Here is a 17,002-nt window from a genome sequence, read left to right on the forward strand (position 1 = left end):
CCGCCCGCTCACGCGCGCCGCCGCCCGCTCACGTCCCGCACCTCGATCCCCGCACCTCGATCCCCGCACCTCGATCCCCGCACAGCGCGAGCACAGGAGAGGTTCCATGCCCATCATCTCCGTCACCACCTGGGACGGCCAGGACGACGCCCAGAGCCAGGAGCTCCTGGAGGAGCTGACCCGCACCGTACGGCGGGTCACCGGGGCGCCGCTTGACAAGATCACCGTCTATATCCAGGAGGTGCCGCGGAACCGCTGGGCCGAGGGCGGGGCGCTGGGCAGCGACCCGAAGTTCCCCGAACTCAGCCGCCGCCAGTCCGAGTGACGCCCGCCCCCCACCGGAGAACGGGAGAGACCGAACGCCATGCCCCACGAGATAGCGGAGACCACCGGCCCCGGGCGGCAGGCCCTGTTCCTTGTCGGTGACGTGTTCGGCGCCTTCGCCCACCACGACGGCGTGCGGACCGTCTCCGAACTGGTCCGCCTGATCAGCGACGGGGAGTTCCCCGAAGGGCCGGGCGAGGTCGTGGTGACCCCGGGCCAGGGGGTCTCCCGGTTCGACGTGGACTACGTCCGCGACGCCCTGGCCCGGCGCGGCCTGACCGACCGGGTGCTGCTTGACGACACGGCGCTGCGCGCCCTCGCCGGGCGGGAGATCGCGCACAAGCACCGCCCGGAGAACGTGCTGATCTCCCGGCCGCGCCGGGTCGGCGCGGACCGGTTCGAGTCCGACCTGGTGGTGGACGCCCGCAACGAGGTGATGTCCGACCACCTCACCGGCCAGCACATCCAGGGCATGCTGGCGATGGAGGCTGGCCGGCAGATGTTTATCGCGGTAGCCGAGCAGCACTACCTCGCCCCCGAGGCGGTCGGCCGCAGCTACTTCGTCATCGACTCCTTCGCCACCCGGTACGGCAGCTTCCTCTTCCCGCTGCCCGCGGTGGTGCGGTGCCACGTCGTCGCGCACCGCTCCCCGCACCGCACCCGTACCGTGTTCCACTGCGAACTGACCGTGGTGCAAGGCGAGTCGGAGACGGCCGTGATCGATGTGCGGTTCACCGCCTTCGACAACCAGGTGCTGCACACCAAGGAGACCCGCGCGGCGCGGCGGTCCCTGAAGGAGAGCGCGGCGCGGCTGGCCGCCGCCGAGCCGGCGCCCTCCGGGGTCCGCGCCTCGTGACCGCGACGCACCGCTGAGCCCATGGCGGCGGCCCAGGGCCCGACGGGCCGCCCACTGTCGTGCCGAGGAGCGCAGGAGATGCCAGACACGGACCGCCCCTACATCGTCTTCAGCGACGTCGACGAGACGCTGATCACCGTCAAGAGCATGTTCGACTTCCTCCGCTACCAGCTGGTGCGCCGCAAGGGCGAGGCCGGCGAGCGGGAATACGACCGGATCATGGCCGGGATCGCCCGCCTGGCGGCCGACGGCGTGCCCCGCGCGGAGATCAACCGGTTCTACTACCAGCACTACGCGGGCGAGTCGGTGGCCGCCATCGAGCGGCTGGCCGCCGACTGGTTCGCCGAACGCTCCTCAGCCCCCGGGGACTTCTACATCGGCCCGACCCGTCGGGCGCTTCACGCGCACCGGGCCGCCGGGGCCACCCTGGTGCTGGTCTCCGGCTCGTTCCCACCGGTCCTGGCGCCCCTGGCCCTGGAGGTGGGGGCCGACACCGTGCTGTGCACACGCCCCACCGCCGAGCGGGGCCGTTACACCGGCGATGTGGTCACCCCCGTCATCGGCGAGGGAAAACGGGCCGCCGTCGCCGCCGCGTTGGCGGCCCGCCCCGAGGTCGACCCGGCGGACTGCTGGGGCTACGGGGACCACGTCTCCGACCTGCCGATGCTGGAGCTGGTGGGCCGCCCGGTGGTGGTGGGGGGTGACAACGAGCTGCGGGCACGCCTGCGGCGCTCCGCGAGCCGGGCCGCGCGATGACCGGGCCCGCCTTCTGGGTGCTGCTCGGGCCCGACGGGGCGGGCAAGTCGTCCGTGATGGAGCGGCTGGCCCGGACGCTGCCCGGCTGGCGGCTGGTCTCCACCGACCGGGCGTTCGTCGCCCCCGAGCACGCGCTGATCACCCGGCTCCGCCGCGACCTGCACGACCACCTGCTGCCCGGCCTCGGCGACGCCTACTCCGCCGACCTGCTGGCCGCCGTGCTCCAGACCGCCGTGGTGCACATCAGGGACCAGCTGCGGGACGGCGACCCGCGGCAGCCGGTGCTGGTGGACTCCTACTACTACAAGATCCTGGCGAAGTGCCGGCTGGCCGGCGTCAGGGACGAGCGCCTGTACTCCTGGTGGCGTTCCTTCCCCCGGCCCCGCAGGGTGCTCTTCCTCGACGTCTCCCCGGAGACCGCCTGGCGGCGGAGCGGCGAAGGGACGCGGCTCAACGCCCTGGAACACGACGGGGTGCCGGGCGACCGGGGGAGCTTCGAGCGGTACCAGAAGAGCCTGCGCACGATGCTGCTTGAGGAAGTGCGGGAGGTGCCGGTGACGCTGCTGCGCGAGCAGCCTGACGTCGACCGGGCCACCGCGGCCGTCCTGGAGGTACTGAGCTGGTGAACGACTCCACCGCGCCCGCCCCTTCGGGCGCTCCCGATCCCGCCTCCGATCCCGCCTCCGATCCCGTCCGCTCCGTCTGGCACAGCCCCGGCCACCTCGACCGCTACCGGGCGCGGGTGTTCGCCGCCCGGGACCGGCTGCGCGCCGAGCACGCCGACCCGCGCGGCGAACAACAGCGGGTGCTGGCCGACCTGCTGGCGTTCAACGCGGACACCGAGTTCGGCCGCGAGCACGGGTTCGGGACCATCCGCACGCTCGACGCGTTCCGGTCGGCCGTCCCGATCCGGGACTACGCGGGCCACGCCCCCTGGATCGAGAGGACGGCGGCCGGCGAGCGGAACCTGCTGACCGCCGACACCCCGGCCCTCTACTTCACCAGCAGCGGCAGCACCGGGGCGCACAAGAAGGTGCCGGTCACCCCGCGGTTTGTGCGCACCACCTTCATGCCGTTCTACCTGGCGGCCTGGGCCCCGCTCGCCGAGCACTTCCCCGACGTGCTGGCGCGGCCCGACGCCGTGCTCAACCTCAAGCACGACCCGCTGACCGCGCCGCCCACCGTCGGCGACGGCCGGCCCCACGTGGGCGCGAGCCAGGTGGACTTCGGCGCGATGTTCGGCGAGCCGCTGTCCGCCGAGCCGGGCACCGGCGCGCCCTGGGCGGCCCTGCCGGTGCCAACCGAGCCAGGCGACCACCTCGAACGTGCCTACCTGCGGCTGCGGCTTGCGGTGCAGAGCGACGTGCGGGCGCTGGTCGGCATCAACCCGGCGATGATCGCCGCCGTCCCGCACCAGCTGAACCTCTGGTGGGAACGGATCGTGAAGGAGGTGCGCGACGGCACCCTCGGTGGCCTGCCGCACCGCGCCCCCGACCCCGGCAGGGCCGCCGAACTTGAACGGCTCGCGGGCTACTTCGGGACGGTGCGGCCTGCGCACGTGTGGCCCAGGGTGCGCGCGCTGTTCTGCTGGACGACGGGCGTGGCGTCGCTGTACCTGCCGGCGCTGCGCGCGGAGTTCGGCCCCGATGTGGCGCTGCTGCCCGCGCCAGTGGCCGCCTCCGAAGGGCCGGTCGGGGTGGCGCTCGACCGGCACGCCTCGGCGGGCAGCCTGGTCGCCTCGGCCGCGGTCTACGAGTTCGTGCCCGCCGAGGCGGACCTGGCCCCCGACGCGGCCACCCTGCTGCCGCACGAGATCGAGGCCGGCCGGGAGTACCACGTGCTCTTCAGCCATGTCGGCGGGCTCTACCGGTACCCGGTCGGGGACGTGGTGCGGGTGGTGGACCGGGTCGGCGGGGTGCCGCGCGTGGCGTACGCGGGCCGCGGCGTTCGCTCGGACGCGGCAGGCGAACGGCTCCGCGACGCGCAGGTGGTCCGCGCCCTGCGGGCGGCCCTTGACGCCGGAGGGCTGGCGCTGCACAACGTGGCCTGCCGGGTCGAGCCGGGCGCGGACGGCGTCCCCGCCTACGTCTTCGCGCTCGCCCCGCGCACCACCTGGCGGCCTGACGAGATCACCCGGTTCGCCGCGGCCCTTGACCGCGCTCTGGCCGCCGAGTCGGCGGGGTACGCCACGGCCAGGGCCGACCGCCGACTTGGTCGGCCGACCGTCCGGCCCCTGCCGGGCGACGCGTTCCTCCGCGACTGGCACGCGGCGGTCGGCGCGGGCGTCCGCCCGACCCAGGTCAAGGACCGCCTCTTCCGGCAGGACGACGCCCTCTGGACGCGCCTCATCGGCGCCCCCCGGCACTGAACCGCCCTCAAGCGCCGGGAGTCGCACCCCGGCACGCGCCCCAACCGACGAGGAGCCATCCATGCCCGCGCTCGAACCCGTCGAACGGACCGCCCTGCTCACCGCCGCGCTGCGGGCCGCAGAGACGCGCCGCGACGACCGCCTGTACGAGGACCCCTACGCGGCCGGGCTGGTCGGGGATGTCGGCCCCGAACTGCTGGCCGAGATCCGCGCCGCGACGTTCCCGCACGACCGGCCGCGCACCCTGCCGAGCACCCCGGACTACAACGCGATCCGCACCCGCTTCTTCGACGACCTGCTCCAGGCCGCCGCGCGCGAGCCGGGCGCCACCCAGATCGTGCTGGCCCCTGCGGGCATGGACTCCCGCGCCTACCGGCTGCCATGGCCAGGGCACATCCGTTACTTCGAGGTGGACCGGCCCGCGGTGCTCGACTTCAAGGCCGAGCGGATGCGCGGGGTGAGGCCGCTGGCCGACCACCGCGCGGTGGCCGCCGACCTGACCGGCCCCGGCTGGGAGGACCGCCTGGTCGCGGCGGGCTACGACCCGTCCGTCCCCTCGACGTGGCTGCTCGAAGGGCTGCTGTACTACATCCCGGAGGCCGAAGGGCGCCGGATGCTGGAGCGGGTCGCCGGCATCACCGCGCCCGGCAGCCGGATCGCCGCAGACATCGTCAACGGCGCCGCTCTGACGCTGCCCCACATGCGGGGTCTCCTCGAGGTGTTCGCCGGCTGGGGCTGCCCCTGGGTGTTCGGCACGGACGAGCCCGAGGCCCTTTTCGACGGCTACGGCTTCGACGTGCGCGCCGTCCAGCCCGGCGAGCCGGGTGCCGACTTCGGCCGCTGGCCCGACCCGGTGCCGCCGCGCGCGGAACGGAACGTCCGGCGGGTGTTCTTCGTCGACGGCCGGCGCCGCTGACCATGGCGACCACCGTGATAGCAGGCGGCGGCGTCGCCGGCCTCGCCCTCGCGCTTGCGCTCGGCGGGCGCGGCCACCGGGTGCGGGTGCTGGAGCGGGGCGACCCCCCACCGGACGGGCCGGTCGTCAAGAGCGCGCGGCTGTGGCGGCGCCCCCTGGTCCCGCAGGCCGCCCACGACCACATCCTGAACGGGCTCGGCGTGCGCGCGCTGCGCCGCCATGCGCCGGCCGTGCTCGACGCGGCGCTGGCCGAGGGCGCCCGGCTTCTCGACCTCAACTCCCTTGCGCCGCCAGGCCCGGACGGCGCGGCGGCGCCCCGGGACGACGAGCTGACCACGCTGGTCGTCCGGCGCACCGTGCTTGACGTGCTGCTGTACCGGGCGGCGGCGGCGCTGCCGCGGGTGACGATCCACCACAACGTCGTGGCGCGCGGCCTGTCGCTCGCGCCGTCCGGCCGGTCAGGCCAGCGGGTGGCGGGCGTGGTCACGGACGGCGGCGGGGGATTGCCCGCCGATGTGGTGGTGGACGCCTCGGGGCGCGCGTCCCGCTCGCGCGGCTGGCTGGCCGCGGCCGGCGTCGCCGTACCGGCTGACCTGTCCTCGCCGAGCCGGCTGCGCGCGTTCGGCCGCTTCTACCGGCTGCGCGACCCGGACGGGCCGCCGCCTGGGCCGCTCAACCGGGGCAACGCGGCAGGCGGCATCTGGGACCACTACTCGGCGGTGCTGCACCCCGCGGACAACGACGTCTTCGCCATCACCTTCGGGGCGCTGCCTGAGGACCGCGCGGCCGACGGGCTGCGCACCGCCGACGGGTTCACCGCCGCCTGCCGGCTGTCGCCGCTGCTCGGCGCGTGGGTCACGGCCGAGGCCGCCCAGCCGCTCGGCCCCGTGCGGGTGATCGGGATGCCTCCGAACCTGCTGCGGGGCACCGCGACCGACCCGCGGCCCCGGGTCACCGGGCTCCTCCAGGTCGGCGACGCGGCCTGCGTCACCGACCCGATGTTCGGGCGCGGCCTGTCCACCGCTCTGGAACACGCCTTCGAGCTGGCCGAGTTGTGGGCGGACGGCGCGCCGTCGGCCGCCGCCGCCGCCGAGCTGGCTGAGGGGCTGCTCGGCCCCTGGTACGCGCTGGGCGCCCATGACTCGTGGGCGCGGATCGCCCGCTGGCGTGCCGCCTGCGGGCTGCCGCCGCTCCCCGCGGCTGACCGGCCAAGGGCGCCGGTACCAGCCGACCGGGTCGCCGCCGCGCTCGCCGCCGCGGCCACCGACCCTGTGGTGTGGCGGGGCGTCAGCCGGGTGCAGAACACCCTCGCCACCCCGGCCGAGGTCTATGGCGACCCGGAGTTCCTGGCCCGGCTGCCAGCCGCCCCAGCCGGTGGCGCCGCGGCTGGGCCGCCCGGGCTCCGCCCGCCGACGCACGCCGAACTCCGCGATGCCATCGCCGCACAGGAAGAAGGCTGAGGATGCCGCCTCGCACCAACGTCCTGCTGGCCCCGGTCACCGTCACCCCCACCAAGCCGCTGACCCCGAGCCACCTCAAGGGCCTGCTGTGGACGGACGTGATGTACCGGGCCACCGCGCCGCTCGCCGAGGTGTCCTACCGCTACAGCCACACCACCTACCACGTCACCGAGCAGACGGTCGGGTTCTGGGAGTATCTCGACCGTGTCCATGGCGAGTTGGACTACGCGGCCCTCACCGAGGAGGACATCGGCGACCTCTATGTCAGCTACCGCTCAGGGGACCGCGCGCAGAGCGCCGAGGCGCTGCGGCCCTACCGGGACGCCGTGGAGCACGACGGCTGGGTGCACCCGGCCAGCGAGCGGATGCTGCGGCTGTGGGCCGGGCACTACGCGCGGCTCGGCATGCACGACCCGGGTCTGGTCGCGCACCAGCCACCGGGGCTCGGCCTTGATGAGATGATCGACCGGCTCGCCGCCGTCGGGCTCGTCCTCGACCAGCGGCCAGGCGGAGGCCCCGTCTATCTGGACCTCACCCGGCACGGGATGCCGCTGCGCCGGATCGTCTCGGCGGACGGCCGCCCCAACTACCTGGCCTGCGCGCTGCGGGAGCTGCTGCCCATCGTGCCCGACCACGACGAGGTGGTCCTGCTCCACGACCGGGAACTCGACCCGGACTACCAGCTGCTCGACCGGGTGCTGACCACGGTGGGGCCGACCGTGCGCCGGGTCTGTCTCGGGCGGGTGCCCATCGACGGCAAGATCACCTCGGCCCGGCACGGCGGCTGGCGCGGCCACACCGCGGGCGCGCTGCTGCGCGCGGCGGGCGAGGCGATGGCCGGGGCCGGCCCCGCCCCTGGCACCCAGGACGACGGGACGGCCGCGCTCCGGCTCGGGATGCGGCTCTACTTCATCGCCACCCTCGGCCCCGGCCATCGGCAGTCGTTCCGGCACGACCTGCTGCGGCAGTGCCTGACCACCGCGGCCCGGCTGCTGAACCGCGCCGGGGAGGCGGCGGCGGGCGGCGGCGACGAGCTGCTGGGCGCGCTCGGTCGGCATCGGCGTGACCACACCTATGTGGACCCCTACCGGCTGACGTGCTCGCTGCTTGGCAGCCGACGGCCGGCCCCCGACCCAGGGCTGCTCTCGGCGGTGTACCTGTGACCAGCGTCGTCGACCCGGCGGCGCCATCCGCCGACTTCGCGTCCCTCTCCCAGGAGACGCTGCTCAGTTCGGCCCTGGCGCGGGTGCGCGCCGCCCGCCCCGACCTGGCGGAGCGGCTCGACCCGGCTAGCGCGCGGTCCCCGCACGCGGTGCGCGCGGCCCTGGCCGCCACCGCGGGCGCCGACCCCGACGAGGTGCTGGCCGTGGTCGTCATCGGCCGGCTCGACCTGGCCGCCTGGGCGCGCGACACCTGCGCCTTCGCGCTCACCCTCGACGCGGCGGCGCGGGCGGCCTGGCGGCGCTCGTTCACCCGCACCGTGTTCCTCGCCGGCAGTCCGCCGAACCTCCGCGAGCGGTTCGCCTTCGCCCAGGTCGCCGCCGACGCGGCGGTGGCCTGGGCCGGACCGGCGCCCCGCGCGGCGACGGCCACGCTGCGGCGGCTGTTGAAGAACTTCGAGGCGCCGCACGAGCTGCCGACCCGGCCCTCCGTCACGGTGACGGTGCCAGGCCGGCCGCCGGGCCGCCCGGCCCACCGGGTGGTGCGGGTCGCGACCGCCAGGGTGACCGTCGCCGAGGCGCTGGTGCACGTCAACCACCTGCTGACCGAGGCGGTCATCGACGGGCTTGTCGGCCCGGGGGACCGGCTGTCGCTGCGGTTTGTGCCGCGGCTGACCGGCGCCAGGTTCCTGGCGTTGCGCGTCGACACGGACGTACACCACCCGGACCGGCTCCAGGCGTACGCCGGACTCACCGAGGAGGTCTGAGAGTTGTCCCCATCCACACCCGCCCAGGAGATCCCCGCCCAGGAGCCCTCCGCCACGCCACGCCCCGTCCGGCTCGGGGTGCACGGCCCCAGCCACCTGGCGCGGCGGATCGTCGCCGCAGCCGGCCACCCGCGCCAGGCCGTGGAGCTGGTCCCCTACGAGGTCGGCGAGCCGTTCGCCGCGCTGCGCGCGGGCCGCACCGACCTGCTGCTGGTCAAGTACCCGCAGAACGAGCCGGACCTCGCGGTCAGCGCGCCGGTCTGCCACGACGGGCGGGCGGTGCTGGTCGGCGCCCACCACCCGCTGGCCGACCGGGAGTCCGTGTCGGTCGAGGAGCTGGCCGCGTTCGACGCCTTCGCCTGCCCTGGCGACTTCCCGCCGCACGTCTGGGACCTGGTGACGCCGCCCCGGACGCCCCGGGGCCGCGCCATCCGCCGGGTCCACCGGATGACGACGTTCCCCGCGCTGGTCGGCCTGCTGCGCGCCACGCACGCGATCCATGTGTCGTTCCGCTCGCTCGCGGGGACCCTGCCGGCCGGGGTGCGGGCCGTGCCGGTGACCGACCTGCCGTCGGCTCCGGTCGCCCTTGCCTGGCTGCGGTCGGTCGAACCCCCCGCGCACGTACGGCGGTTGGTGGCCGACGCGGAACGGTCGGCGCGGCGGTGAGCGCCGGGAAGCGGGCCGCCGACCGGCCCACCGTGGTGCTGTTGCACGCCCTGCCGTTCGACGCCTCCTCGTGGGACGAGGTGGCCCGGGGCCTGCGCGGCCAGGGGCACCCCGTCCTCGCCTACGACCAGCGCGGGTTCGGCGCCGCGCCGCCCACCGACGGGCTGCCGCCCTCGCTCGACGCGGCGGCCGACGAGCTGGCCGCCGAGCTGGAGCGGAGGGGCCTTGGCTCCGTGGTGCTGGCCGGCTGTTCGATGGGCGGCTACCTGGCCATGGCGTTCCTGCGCCGGCACCCTGGCCGGGTCGAGGCCCTGGCGCTGCTGGCGGCGCGGGCCACCGCCGACGACCCGCCGACCGCCGCGCGCCGCCGCCGTTTCGCCGAGCTGGTCCTCGACGACCGGGCGCGGGACCAGCTGGTCGCCGAGACCACGCCGGCCCTGCTCGGCGCCACCACGCGGGCCCGTACGCCCCATCTGACGGAGCGCGTCACGGAGTTGGCGCTGGCGGCCCGGCCGGCCTCGGTCGCCTGGGCGCAACGCGCCATCGCGGAGCGGGTCGACGCCCTCGACACGCTGCGCGCCACCGACGTGCCTGCGGTGGTGGTGGTCGGGGACGAGGACGAGCTGGTCTCCGTGGACGAGGCCGGCCAGGCAGTCGCCGCCCTGCCCCAGGGGCGGCTGGTGATCCTGCCAGGAGTCGGCCACCTCGCGCCGCTCGAAGCGCCGGAGGCGACCGTCGGCATCCTCAGCCAGCTGCTCACCCGGCGGGCGGCGATCGCGGGGGCCGCCCCATGACCACGGCGCACCAGGCGGGCTGGGGCTACGCCACCTCCACCGGCCTCGCGTTCACCCACGAGGAGATCGTGGACCCGCACTTCGAAGCCTGCGCCCCGCACTACCGCGCGGCGCTCGACAGCGTGGGCATCGGGCCCGGCTGGCGGGTGCTGGACGCCGGGTGCGGCGGCGGCGCGTTCCTGCCCTGGCTGGCCGAGCTGGTCGGCCCCGCGGGGCAGGTCGCGGCGGTCGACCTGGCGGCGGAGAACGCGCGGCTCGCGGCCGAGCGGGCCCGGGCCCACCCGGCCCGGGACCGGATCTCCGTCCGGTGCGGCAGTCTGCTTGAACTCCCTTACGCGGACGACGAGTTCGACGCGGTGTGGTGTGCCAACGCGACGCAGTACCTGGACGACGCCGAGCTGGCCGTCGCGCTGGCCGAGCTGCGCCGGGTCACCCGGCCCGGCGGGCTAGTCGCCGTCAAGGACGTGGACGGCACGCTCAGCCTGGTCCGCCCGGCCGACCCGTTCCTGATCACCGACTTCTTCCGCGCCTCGGCCGCCGCGCCCGGCTACGCCCGGCAGTTGCTGCGCGGCGGCGACCTGTACCGGTGGCTGCGCGGCGCCGGGCTGACCGAGGTGCGGCAGCACACCCAGCTGATGGAGTTTCACGCGCCGCTGTCGCCGGCCGAGCTACGGTTCTACGCGCACGCGTGCGCACGCTTCGGGGAGCAGGCCGGGCGCGCCGGCCTCCCCGGCGACTGGGCGCCCTTCCTCGACCCTGACGCGCCGTCCAACCCGCTGCGCGCCCCGGACGGATACATCAGGGAGGGCAACGTCGTGGCCGTCGGCACCGTGCCAAGCCCTGTCCCCGCACCACACCCGAACCACACCCGAACCACACCCGAACGACCAGCAGGAGAACCGAAGCACATGAGCCACCCAGAGAACACCGCCCGCGGCACCGAGGCGACGGAGAGCGAGCGCTACCGGCGCGGCAGGGCCAAGCTGCTTGAGGTGACGGGCGAGCGCGGCGCCGCCGCGATGGCGGGGCTGGACGACATCGCGCCCGACCTGGCCAGGTACGTCATTGAGTTCGCCTTTGGCGATGTCTACGCCAGGCCCGGACTCACCCTGGCGCAGCGGGAGCTGGCGACGGTCGCGGCGCTGAGCGCGCAGGGGGACACCGCCGGGCAGCTGACGGTCCACCTCAACGCCGCGCTGAGCCTCGGCCTCAGCCCGGAGGAGCTGGTCGAGACGCTGATCCAGCTCGTCCCTTTCGCCGGGTTCCCCCGGGCGCTGAACGCGGTCCGTGTCGTCAGGGAGGTCATCGCCGAGCGTGGGCTCACCGTCGCCCCCGAGGTGCACGCCGACGACCGGGACCGCTACCAGCGGGGCGCCGAGAAGCTGGTGGAGATCGATGGGAAGCACGGCCTTGACGTGGTGGAATCCCTCCGGGACCTCGCCCCCGACCTGGGCCGGTACATCGTCGAGTTCACCTTCGGCGACGTCTACCAGCGCGCCTCGCTCACGCCCGGGCGGCGCCAGCTGGTCACCGTCGCCGCGCTGACCGCGCTCGGGGACACCGCGCCGCAGCAGCGGGTGCACATCGGCGCCGCGCTGAACGTCGGGCTGAGCCCGGCGCAGGTGGTGGAGACCCTCATCCAGGTGGTGCCCTACGCCGGATTCCCCCGGGTGCTGAACGCAATCCGGGTGGCCAGGGACGTGTTCGAGGAACGCGGCACCTCGGCGCGGTAGCGCCGGGCACCGGGAGCCGGAGCCGGGATTTCCGCCGCGGCAACGCCTGTCACCACTCGATGAACCACCGGTCAACGAAAGGGAAGTCAGTGCGGACGACAGAAGTCGCGGCGGATTTCGGCGCGCTCGGCGAGGAATTCACCCGGAACCCCTATCCGGTGTACGCCGGACTCCGCGCCCGGGGGCCGGTACACCGGGTGCGGGTGCCCGAGGGCGCGGAGGGCTGGCTGGTGGTGGGGTACGAGGCGTGCCGGGCCGCGCTGACCGACCCTGCCCTCTCCAAGTCGTGGCGGGACGCCTCCCCTGCGCTGCCCCTGACCCGGCTCTCGGCGGGCGAGAACCTGCTGAGCTCGAACCCGCCCGACCACACCCGGCTGCGCCGGCTGGTGGCGCGGGAGTTCACCACCCGCAGGATCGAGGGGCTGGCGCCCCGGGTGGCGGCGCTGACCGGCGAGCTGCTTGACGCCATGCTGGCCCGCGCCGAGGGGCGGGCCGACCTGGTGGACGCGCTGGCGTTCCCGCTGGCGATGGGCATCATCTGCGAGCTGCTCGGGGTGCCGTCGCTTGACCGGGCCGCCTTCAGGGGGTGGGCCGAGGACGCGCTGAGCAGCCCGGATCAGGAGACCAGGACGGCGGCCACCGGGTCGATGACCCGGTATCTGGTCGCCATGGTGGCGGAGAAGCGCGGGCTGCCTGGCGATGACCTGATGAGCGCGCTCATCCGCACCACCGACGAGGCGGGCGACCGGCTCTCCCCTGACGAACTCATCGGCATGGCGTGGCTGTTGCTCGTCACCGGGTTCGAGACCACGGTGAACCTGATCGCCTCGGGGGTGCTGACGCTGCTGCGCCACCCGGAGCAGCTGGCCGCGCTGCGCGCCGAGCCCGGGCTGGTCGACAACGCCGTCGAGGAGGTGCTGCGCTACGAGGGGCCGGTGGAGACCACCACATACCGCTTCACCACGACGCCCGTGGAGATCGGCGGGGTGACCGTGCCGGGGGGCGGTGAGCTGGTGCTGATCGCGCTGGCGGACGCGGACCGGGACCCGGCGCGCTTCGCCGAGCCGCAGCGGTTCGACATCCGCCGGCCGACCGGCGGGCACCTCGCCTTCGGACACGGCGTCCACTACTGCCTGGGCGCGCCGCTGGCCCGGCTCCAGGCCCGTATCGTGCTCAACGCCCTGCTGGCGCGCTGCCCGGGTCTCGCCCTGGCTGTCGACCCGACGGAACTGAGCTGGCGCCACGGCCTGTTGATCCGGGGTCCGCGGCGGCTGCCCATCGGCTGGTGACCGGCGCGGCACTTCCTTGGCTATCCCGCCGCGCTCGGAAACACACGAACGAACAGAACGCGTTCGCACCGCTGACCGATCATTAATCTAGACCTAGATCCAACTCTCACACAACTGTACGATCTTACGTATCATTGTCAACCGTATCCCGGGGTTCTCACCGCGTCTCGGGGAGTGGGGGAACGACTCAGTGATACGAATCATGTTGGCCGAGGACATGCACATGGTTCGGGGGGCACTGGTCGCCCTGCTGGAGGGGGAGCCGGGACTGTCGGTGGTGGCGGAGGTCGACCGGGGCGACGCGATCGTATCCACGGCGCTTGAGAGCCGCCCTGACGTGGCGGTCATCGACATCGACCTGCCCGGCATCGACGGCATCACGGCCGCGGGCGCGCTGCACCAGCGGCTGCCGGAGTGCCGCACGCTGGTGCTGACCGCGCTGGGCCGACCTGGCACCCTGCAACGCGCGTTAGCCGCCCGGGTCAGCGGCTTCCTGCTGAAGGACGCGCAACCCCACGAACTGGCCGAGGCCATCAGGAAGATCGCCCAGGGGGGCCGGGTGATCGCCCCGGAGCTGGCCCTGGCGTGCTGGGAGAGCGACGTCAGCCCTCTGACCCTCCGCGAGACCGACGTGCTGCGGCAGACGGCGAGCGGCGCCGAGCCAGCCGAGATCGCGCACCGGATGAACCTCTCCGTTGGCACCGTCCGCAACTACCTCACCGCCGCGGTCGCCAAGCTGCACGCCAGAAACCGGCTGGACGCCATCCGGATCGCCGAGCGCGCCGGCTGGCTGTAGCCGAGCCTTCGGCGGCGTCCGCCGGCATCGCGGGGAAGGCGGCCCGCAGCCGGAACCAGCCCTTGCGGTGGGACCAGGTCAACACCCCGCCGACCGCGGCGACCCGCGCGGCCAGCCCCTCGAGCCCACTGCCGGTCTCCTCGCCCCGCGGCGGCTCGTAGCCGTCGTTGGACAGCAGCAGCACCGGGCGGCGGTTCACCAGCCCCACCGTGATCCGGCAGGACCTGGCCTGGCTGTGCCGCAGGATGTTGGTGGTGCCCTCCCGCAGCACCGCGGTCATCGCCGCCTCGACCCGCCCTTCGCCCAGCACCGGCAGGTCGTCGACGACATCGGTGACCACCCCCGCGGTCCGCAGCACCCGCTGCACGGAGGCGAGTTCGACGGGGAGCGAGAGGTGCGGCGGCACCGTGGAGAGGGAGCGCACCTCGGCGAGGGCGCGCCGGGAGAGCGAGATCAGCTCCGTGACCTCGTCGCGGCTCGGGGCGCGCTGTCCGGCCAGCCGGCGGTCGATCAGCTCGGCCTGCACCACGATGGCGGAGAGGCTGTAGCCGATCAGGTCGTGCAGGTCGCGCTGGAGCCGCTGCCGTTCCGCGGCGGCCCTGCGCCGCTCCTCGCCGGCCAGCGCGCGGGCCGCGGCCAGCGCCGCCCGGTAGCGGTGCACGCCGTGGCCGAGGGCCGCGGCGGCGGCCAACGAGACGCCGAGATAGCCGAGTTCGCCGAGGGCCAGGAACGGCACCGACACCGTGACCAGCAGCAGCGCGCAGGCGAGGCGCCAGCGGCCGCGCCGCACCGCCACCACCGGGACGCAGCCGAGCCAGTCGAGCAGGGCGATCAGCAGCGCCCGCGGCCAGCCCTCGCCGTCGGCCAGGAAGAGGACGGCCCCCAGCCCGCCCACCGCCCCCGGCACGGTGGCGATCAGCGCCTTCGCCAGGAGGGGGCGCTCCTGGAGCAGACGGACCAGCGGGCTGTCCAGGGCGGAGGTGTCGGCCGGCGCCACTGGCTCCCCCGGGGCGGGGCGGGGGCGCCGCGGCCCCGGGGCCGGGGTGAGCGAGGGCGGGGCGGCGTCGGGCCGCCCGTAGGGGGCCCTGGGCAGCTCGTGCACACGGGCTTTAACGAGATCTTCTTCGCCTCTTAACGGACCGCCCAAACCTGAAAACGCCATGAAGTTCCCCCCGAGCGGTCATACCAGAATTCAGTCGAACAGCGAACGACAGAACGCCTTGACGGGTCGAGCAAGCGGATCGGCCTACCGGCCAGTATGGCGATCCCGCGCACCGTCGTGTCCCGAGCCCCATTGCGCGAGCACGTGTCCGGTTGTGACGTTACCAGGCGCGACCTGCGCAAAGATGAAGTTGCGGTGGCCACTTGTGGCCGCCGTCCGGCACCCGAGCGGACCGCCCTTGGCCCGGCGAGCGGGAACGCGCCGGCCGGGGCGGCGGCCCGGGATATGAGATCTTCACATCCGTTCGTGCGGGCGTCACTGGTTGCGCCCGCCAACGGGCTGAGATGCTTGATTCCATGGAATTTGGAGTTCTCGGACCACTCAAAGCTCACATGAACGCCATATCCATCGTCCCGACCGCCGGAAAACCCCGACAAATCCTCTCACTTCTCGCCGTCAGGGCAGGCGGTGTCGTCCACGTCGAAACGCTGATGGCCGAGGTGTGGGGCAACGCAATTCCGAGAAGTGCGAGCACCACCTTACAGACGTACATCCTTCAACTCAGGAAAAAGCTCACCGAAGCGGGCGTTAGACAAACCGGCCGCAGCGCCAAGGAGGTGCTGTCGACCAGCTACGGCGGCTACCGGCTCGCCCCGGACGAATTCTCCCTCGACCTGCTGGAGTTCCAGCGGCTGGTGCGGCTCGGCGGCACGGCACTGACCGGCAACGACCCCGGCGGCGCGGCCACCCACCTGCGGCGCGCCCTGGCCCTGTGGCGCGGCCCGGCCCTGGCCGACGTGCCGGTGGGCGAGGTGCTCGGCACGGAGGTCATCGGGATGCAGGAGGCCCGTTCCCTGGCGCTGGAGCTGCGGCTCGAGGCCGACCTGCGGCTCGGCAGGCACGCGGAGATCATCGGCGAGCTGCGGATGCTGGTGAACCGTGAGCCGCTCAACGAGACCCTCGCCGCCCAGCTGATGACCGCGCTCTACCGGGCCGGCCACACCTGGCGGGCGCTCGGCGTCTTCCAGTCCCTCAGACAGTCCCTCATCGAGGAGCTGGGCGTCGAGCCGACGCCCCGGGTGCAGCGGCTGCACCAGGCCATCCTGGCCAACGACACCGAGCTCGATGTCTGGCCTGGCGCCTCCCCCACCGCTCCTTCCACCCCGCTGCGGCACTTCCCGCGCTCGCTGTCGGCCTGACGGGCGCGCGCCCAGCCGCCAGGCACCCGTTCCGCACCGCCACCCCGGGGCGCCACCGTCGCCGCCCCGCCGAGCGGCCCGACCCGCCGCCCGGCGCCCGGACGTCTCACCGCGGCTGGGCCGCAAGCCGGGAGCCCGGCTCCCACACCCCGAACACGCCCCGCTGGTACAGGGCCGCGGTGCGCGGGAAGAGCTCGCTCTCCTCCACCCGCCCGATCACCAGCAGGTGGTCCCCCATGTCCACGGACCGCACCAGCCGACACCCGGCGTAGGCCACGGCCGCATCAGGCAGCACCGGCACGCCGCCAAGGCCGCCGCGCCAGACCACCTCGTCGAACTTGCGCGCCGCCTTCCCCGCGAAGAGCCGGGCCGCCTCCCGCCCCTCGTGGGCGACGAAGTTGAGCGCGAACACCCCCGAGGCGAGCAGCCCGGGCAGCGTCCTCGACCTCTTGTCCACGCACACCAGCAGCTGGGGCGGCTCGGCTGAGACCGCGGAGAAGGCGTTGCAGGTGAACCCGCGCGGGCCGCCGTCCTCGCCGAGCGCGGTGACGATCGCGACGGGTGTGGGCAACGTGCCGAAGAGCTTCCGGAAGGTATCCGCGTCCAGCATGACGTCCACTCCGTAGTTCAGTCACGGGCCTCTCCCGCTGCCTGCCCCGCAGTTTCGGGCCACCGGCTCGAAGGCGCGTGGAGGGCGACTCGAACGCTCCCCCGCCCCGAACATGCCGCGGCGCCCAGGCCGTTCGGACACCGGCA

General features: G+C 74.3%; 17 protein-coding genes. 15 read left to right on the top strand and 2 right to left on the bottom strand.

Annotated elements, in window-relative coordinates; genetic code table 11:
* Positions 1-106: 106 nt before the first annotated feature.
* The 14 genes from DEH69_RS18930 to DEH69_RS19000 all read left to right on the top strand — a co-directional run bounded on the left by DEH69_RS18930 (position 107) and on the right by DEH69_RS19000 (position 13,885).
* Positions 107-325, top strand: a complete 219-nt coding sequence (locus tag DEH69_RS18930) for a tautomerase family protein (protein ID WP_113688177.1) — start codon at positions 107-109, stop codon at positions 323-325.
* 39 nt (positions 326-364) lie between these two features.
* A complete protein-coding gene (locus DEH69_RS18935; protein WP_113688178.1) occupies positions 365-1,180 on the top strand; it encodes an AfsA-related hotdog domain-containing protein in 816 nt (271 codons plus the stop codon).
* 78 nt (positions 1,181-1,258) lie between these two features.
* Positions 1,259-1,936: an HAD family phosphatase gene (locus DEH69_RS18940; RefSeq protein ID WP_113688179.1), complete on the top strand. Its 678-nt coding sequence runs from the start codon at positions 1,259-1,261 to the stop codon at positions 1,934-1,936.
* Positions 1,933-2,562, top strand: coding sequence for an AAA family ATPase (locus tag DEH69_RS18945; protein WP_113688180.1), 630 nt, complete (start codon positions 1,933-1,935; stop codon positions 2,560-2,562). Before DEH69_RS18940 ends, DEH69_RS18945 begins: the two co-directional genes overlap by 4 nt.
* Before the next feature lie 116 nt (positions 2,563-2,678).
* On the top strand, positions 2,679-4,304 hold the full coding sequence (locus DEH69_RS18950) for a GH3 auxin-responsive promoter family protein (protein WP_113688200.1): 1,626 nt from the start codon (positions 2,679-2,681) through the stop codon (positions 4,302-4,304).
* Positions 4,305-4,365: 61 nt separating this feature from the next.
* Positions 4,366-5,220 (top strand): SAM-dependent methyltransferase, encoded by an 855-nt coding sequence (locus DEH69_RS18955; RefSeq protein ID WP_113688181.1) that lies wholly within the window; start codon positions 4,366-4,368, stop codon positions 5,218-5,220.
* Between the two features lie 2 nt (positions 5,221-5,222).
* Positions 5,223-6,680 (top strand): NAD(P)/FAD-dependent oxidoreductase, encoded by a 1,458-nt coding sequence (locus DEH69_RS18960; protein WP_113688182.1) that lies wholly within the window; start codon positions 5,223-5,225, stop codon positions 6,678-6,680.
* 2 nt (positions 6,681-6,682) lie between these two features.
* A complete protein-coding gene (locus DEH69_RS18965) occupies positions 6,683-7,843 on the top strand; it encodes a hypothetical protein (RefSeq protein ID WP_113688183.1) in 1,161 nt (386 codons plus the stop codon).
* Positions 7,840-8,607, top strand: a complete 768-nt coding sequence (locus DEH69_RS18970; RefSeq protein WP_113688184.1) for a DUF6182 family protein — start codon at positions 7,840-7,842, stop codon at positions 8,605-8,607. The genes DEH69_RS18965 and DEH69_RS18970 overlap by 4 nt, the downstream gene beginning before the upstream one ends.
* A gap of 3 nt (positions 8,608-8,610) precedes the next feature.
* Complete coding sequence (locus DEH69_RS18975; protein ID WP_258534766.1) at positions 8,611-9,273, top strand: LysR substrate-binding domain-containing protein; 663 nt, start codon at positions 8,611-8,613, stop codon at positions 9,271-9,273.
* Positions 9,270-10,067 (top strand): alpha/beta fold hydrolase, encoded by a 798-nt coding sequence (locus DEH69_RS18980; RefSeq protein ID WP_113688185.1) that lies wholly within the window; start codon positions 9,270-9,272, stop codon positions 10,065-10,067. Before DEH69_RS18975 ends, DEH69_RS18980 begins: the two co-directional genes overlap by 4 nt.
* A complete protein-coding gene (locus tag DEH69_RS32865; RefSeq protein ID WP_258534767.1) occupies positions 10,064-11,800 on the top strand; it encodes a carboxymuconolactone decarboxylase family protein in 1,737 nt (578 codons plus the stop codon). Before DEH69_RS18980 ends, DEH69_RS32865 begins: the two co-directional genes overlap by 4 nt.
* A gap of 89 nt (positions 11,801-11,889) precedes the next feature.
* The gene (locus tag DEH69_RS18995; protein WP_258534768.1) at positions 11,890-13,089 is read left to right on the top strand and encodes a cytochrome P450; all 1,200 of its coding nucleotides are present in this window, start codon (positions 11,890-11,892) and stop codon (positions 13,087-13,089) included.
* Between the two features lie 190 nt (positions 13,090-13,279).
* A complete protein-coding gene (locus tag DEH69_RS19000; RefSeq protein ID WP_113688187.1) occupies positions 13,280-13,885 on the top strand; it encodes a response regulator in 606 nt (201 codons plus the stop codon).
* On the opposite strand, the gene DEH69_RS19005 is transcribed toward DEH69_RS19000, so the two are convergent.
* Positions 13,806-14,987 (bottom strand): histidine kinase, encoded by a 1,182-nt coding sequence (locus DEH69_RS19005; RefSeq protein WP_147255691.1) that lies wholly within the window; start codon positions 14,985-14,987, stop codon positions 13,806-13,808. The genes DEH69_RS19000 and DEH69_RS19005 overlap by 80 nt on opposite strands.
* A gap of 452 nt (positions 14,988-15,439) precedes the next feature.
* Between DEH69_RS19005 and DEH69_RS19010 the strand changes: the two genes are divergently transcribed.
* Positions 15,440-16,246: an AfsR/SARP family transcriptional regulator gene (locus tag DEH69_RS19010; RefSeq protein WP_309302870.1), complete on the top strand. Its 807-nt coding sequence runs from the start codon at positions 15,440-15,442 to the stop codon at positions 16,244-16,246.
* A gap of 106 nt (positions 16,247-16,352) precedes the next feature.
* Here the strand turns inward: DEH69_RS19010 and DEH69_RS19015 are convergent, their stop codons facing one another.
* Entirely contained in the window at positions 16,353-16,856 is a 504-nt protein-coding gene (locus DEH69_RS19015) for a flavin reductase family protein (protein WP_113688204.1), read from the bottom strand.
* Positions 16,857-17,002 lie beyond the last annotated feature (146 nt).

The sequence above is a fragment of the Streptomyces sp. PT12 genome, assembly GCF_003311645.1.
GTDB lineage: Bacteria > Actinomycetota > Actinomycetes > Streptomycetales > Streptomycetaceae > Streptomyces.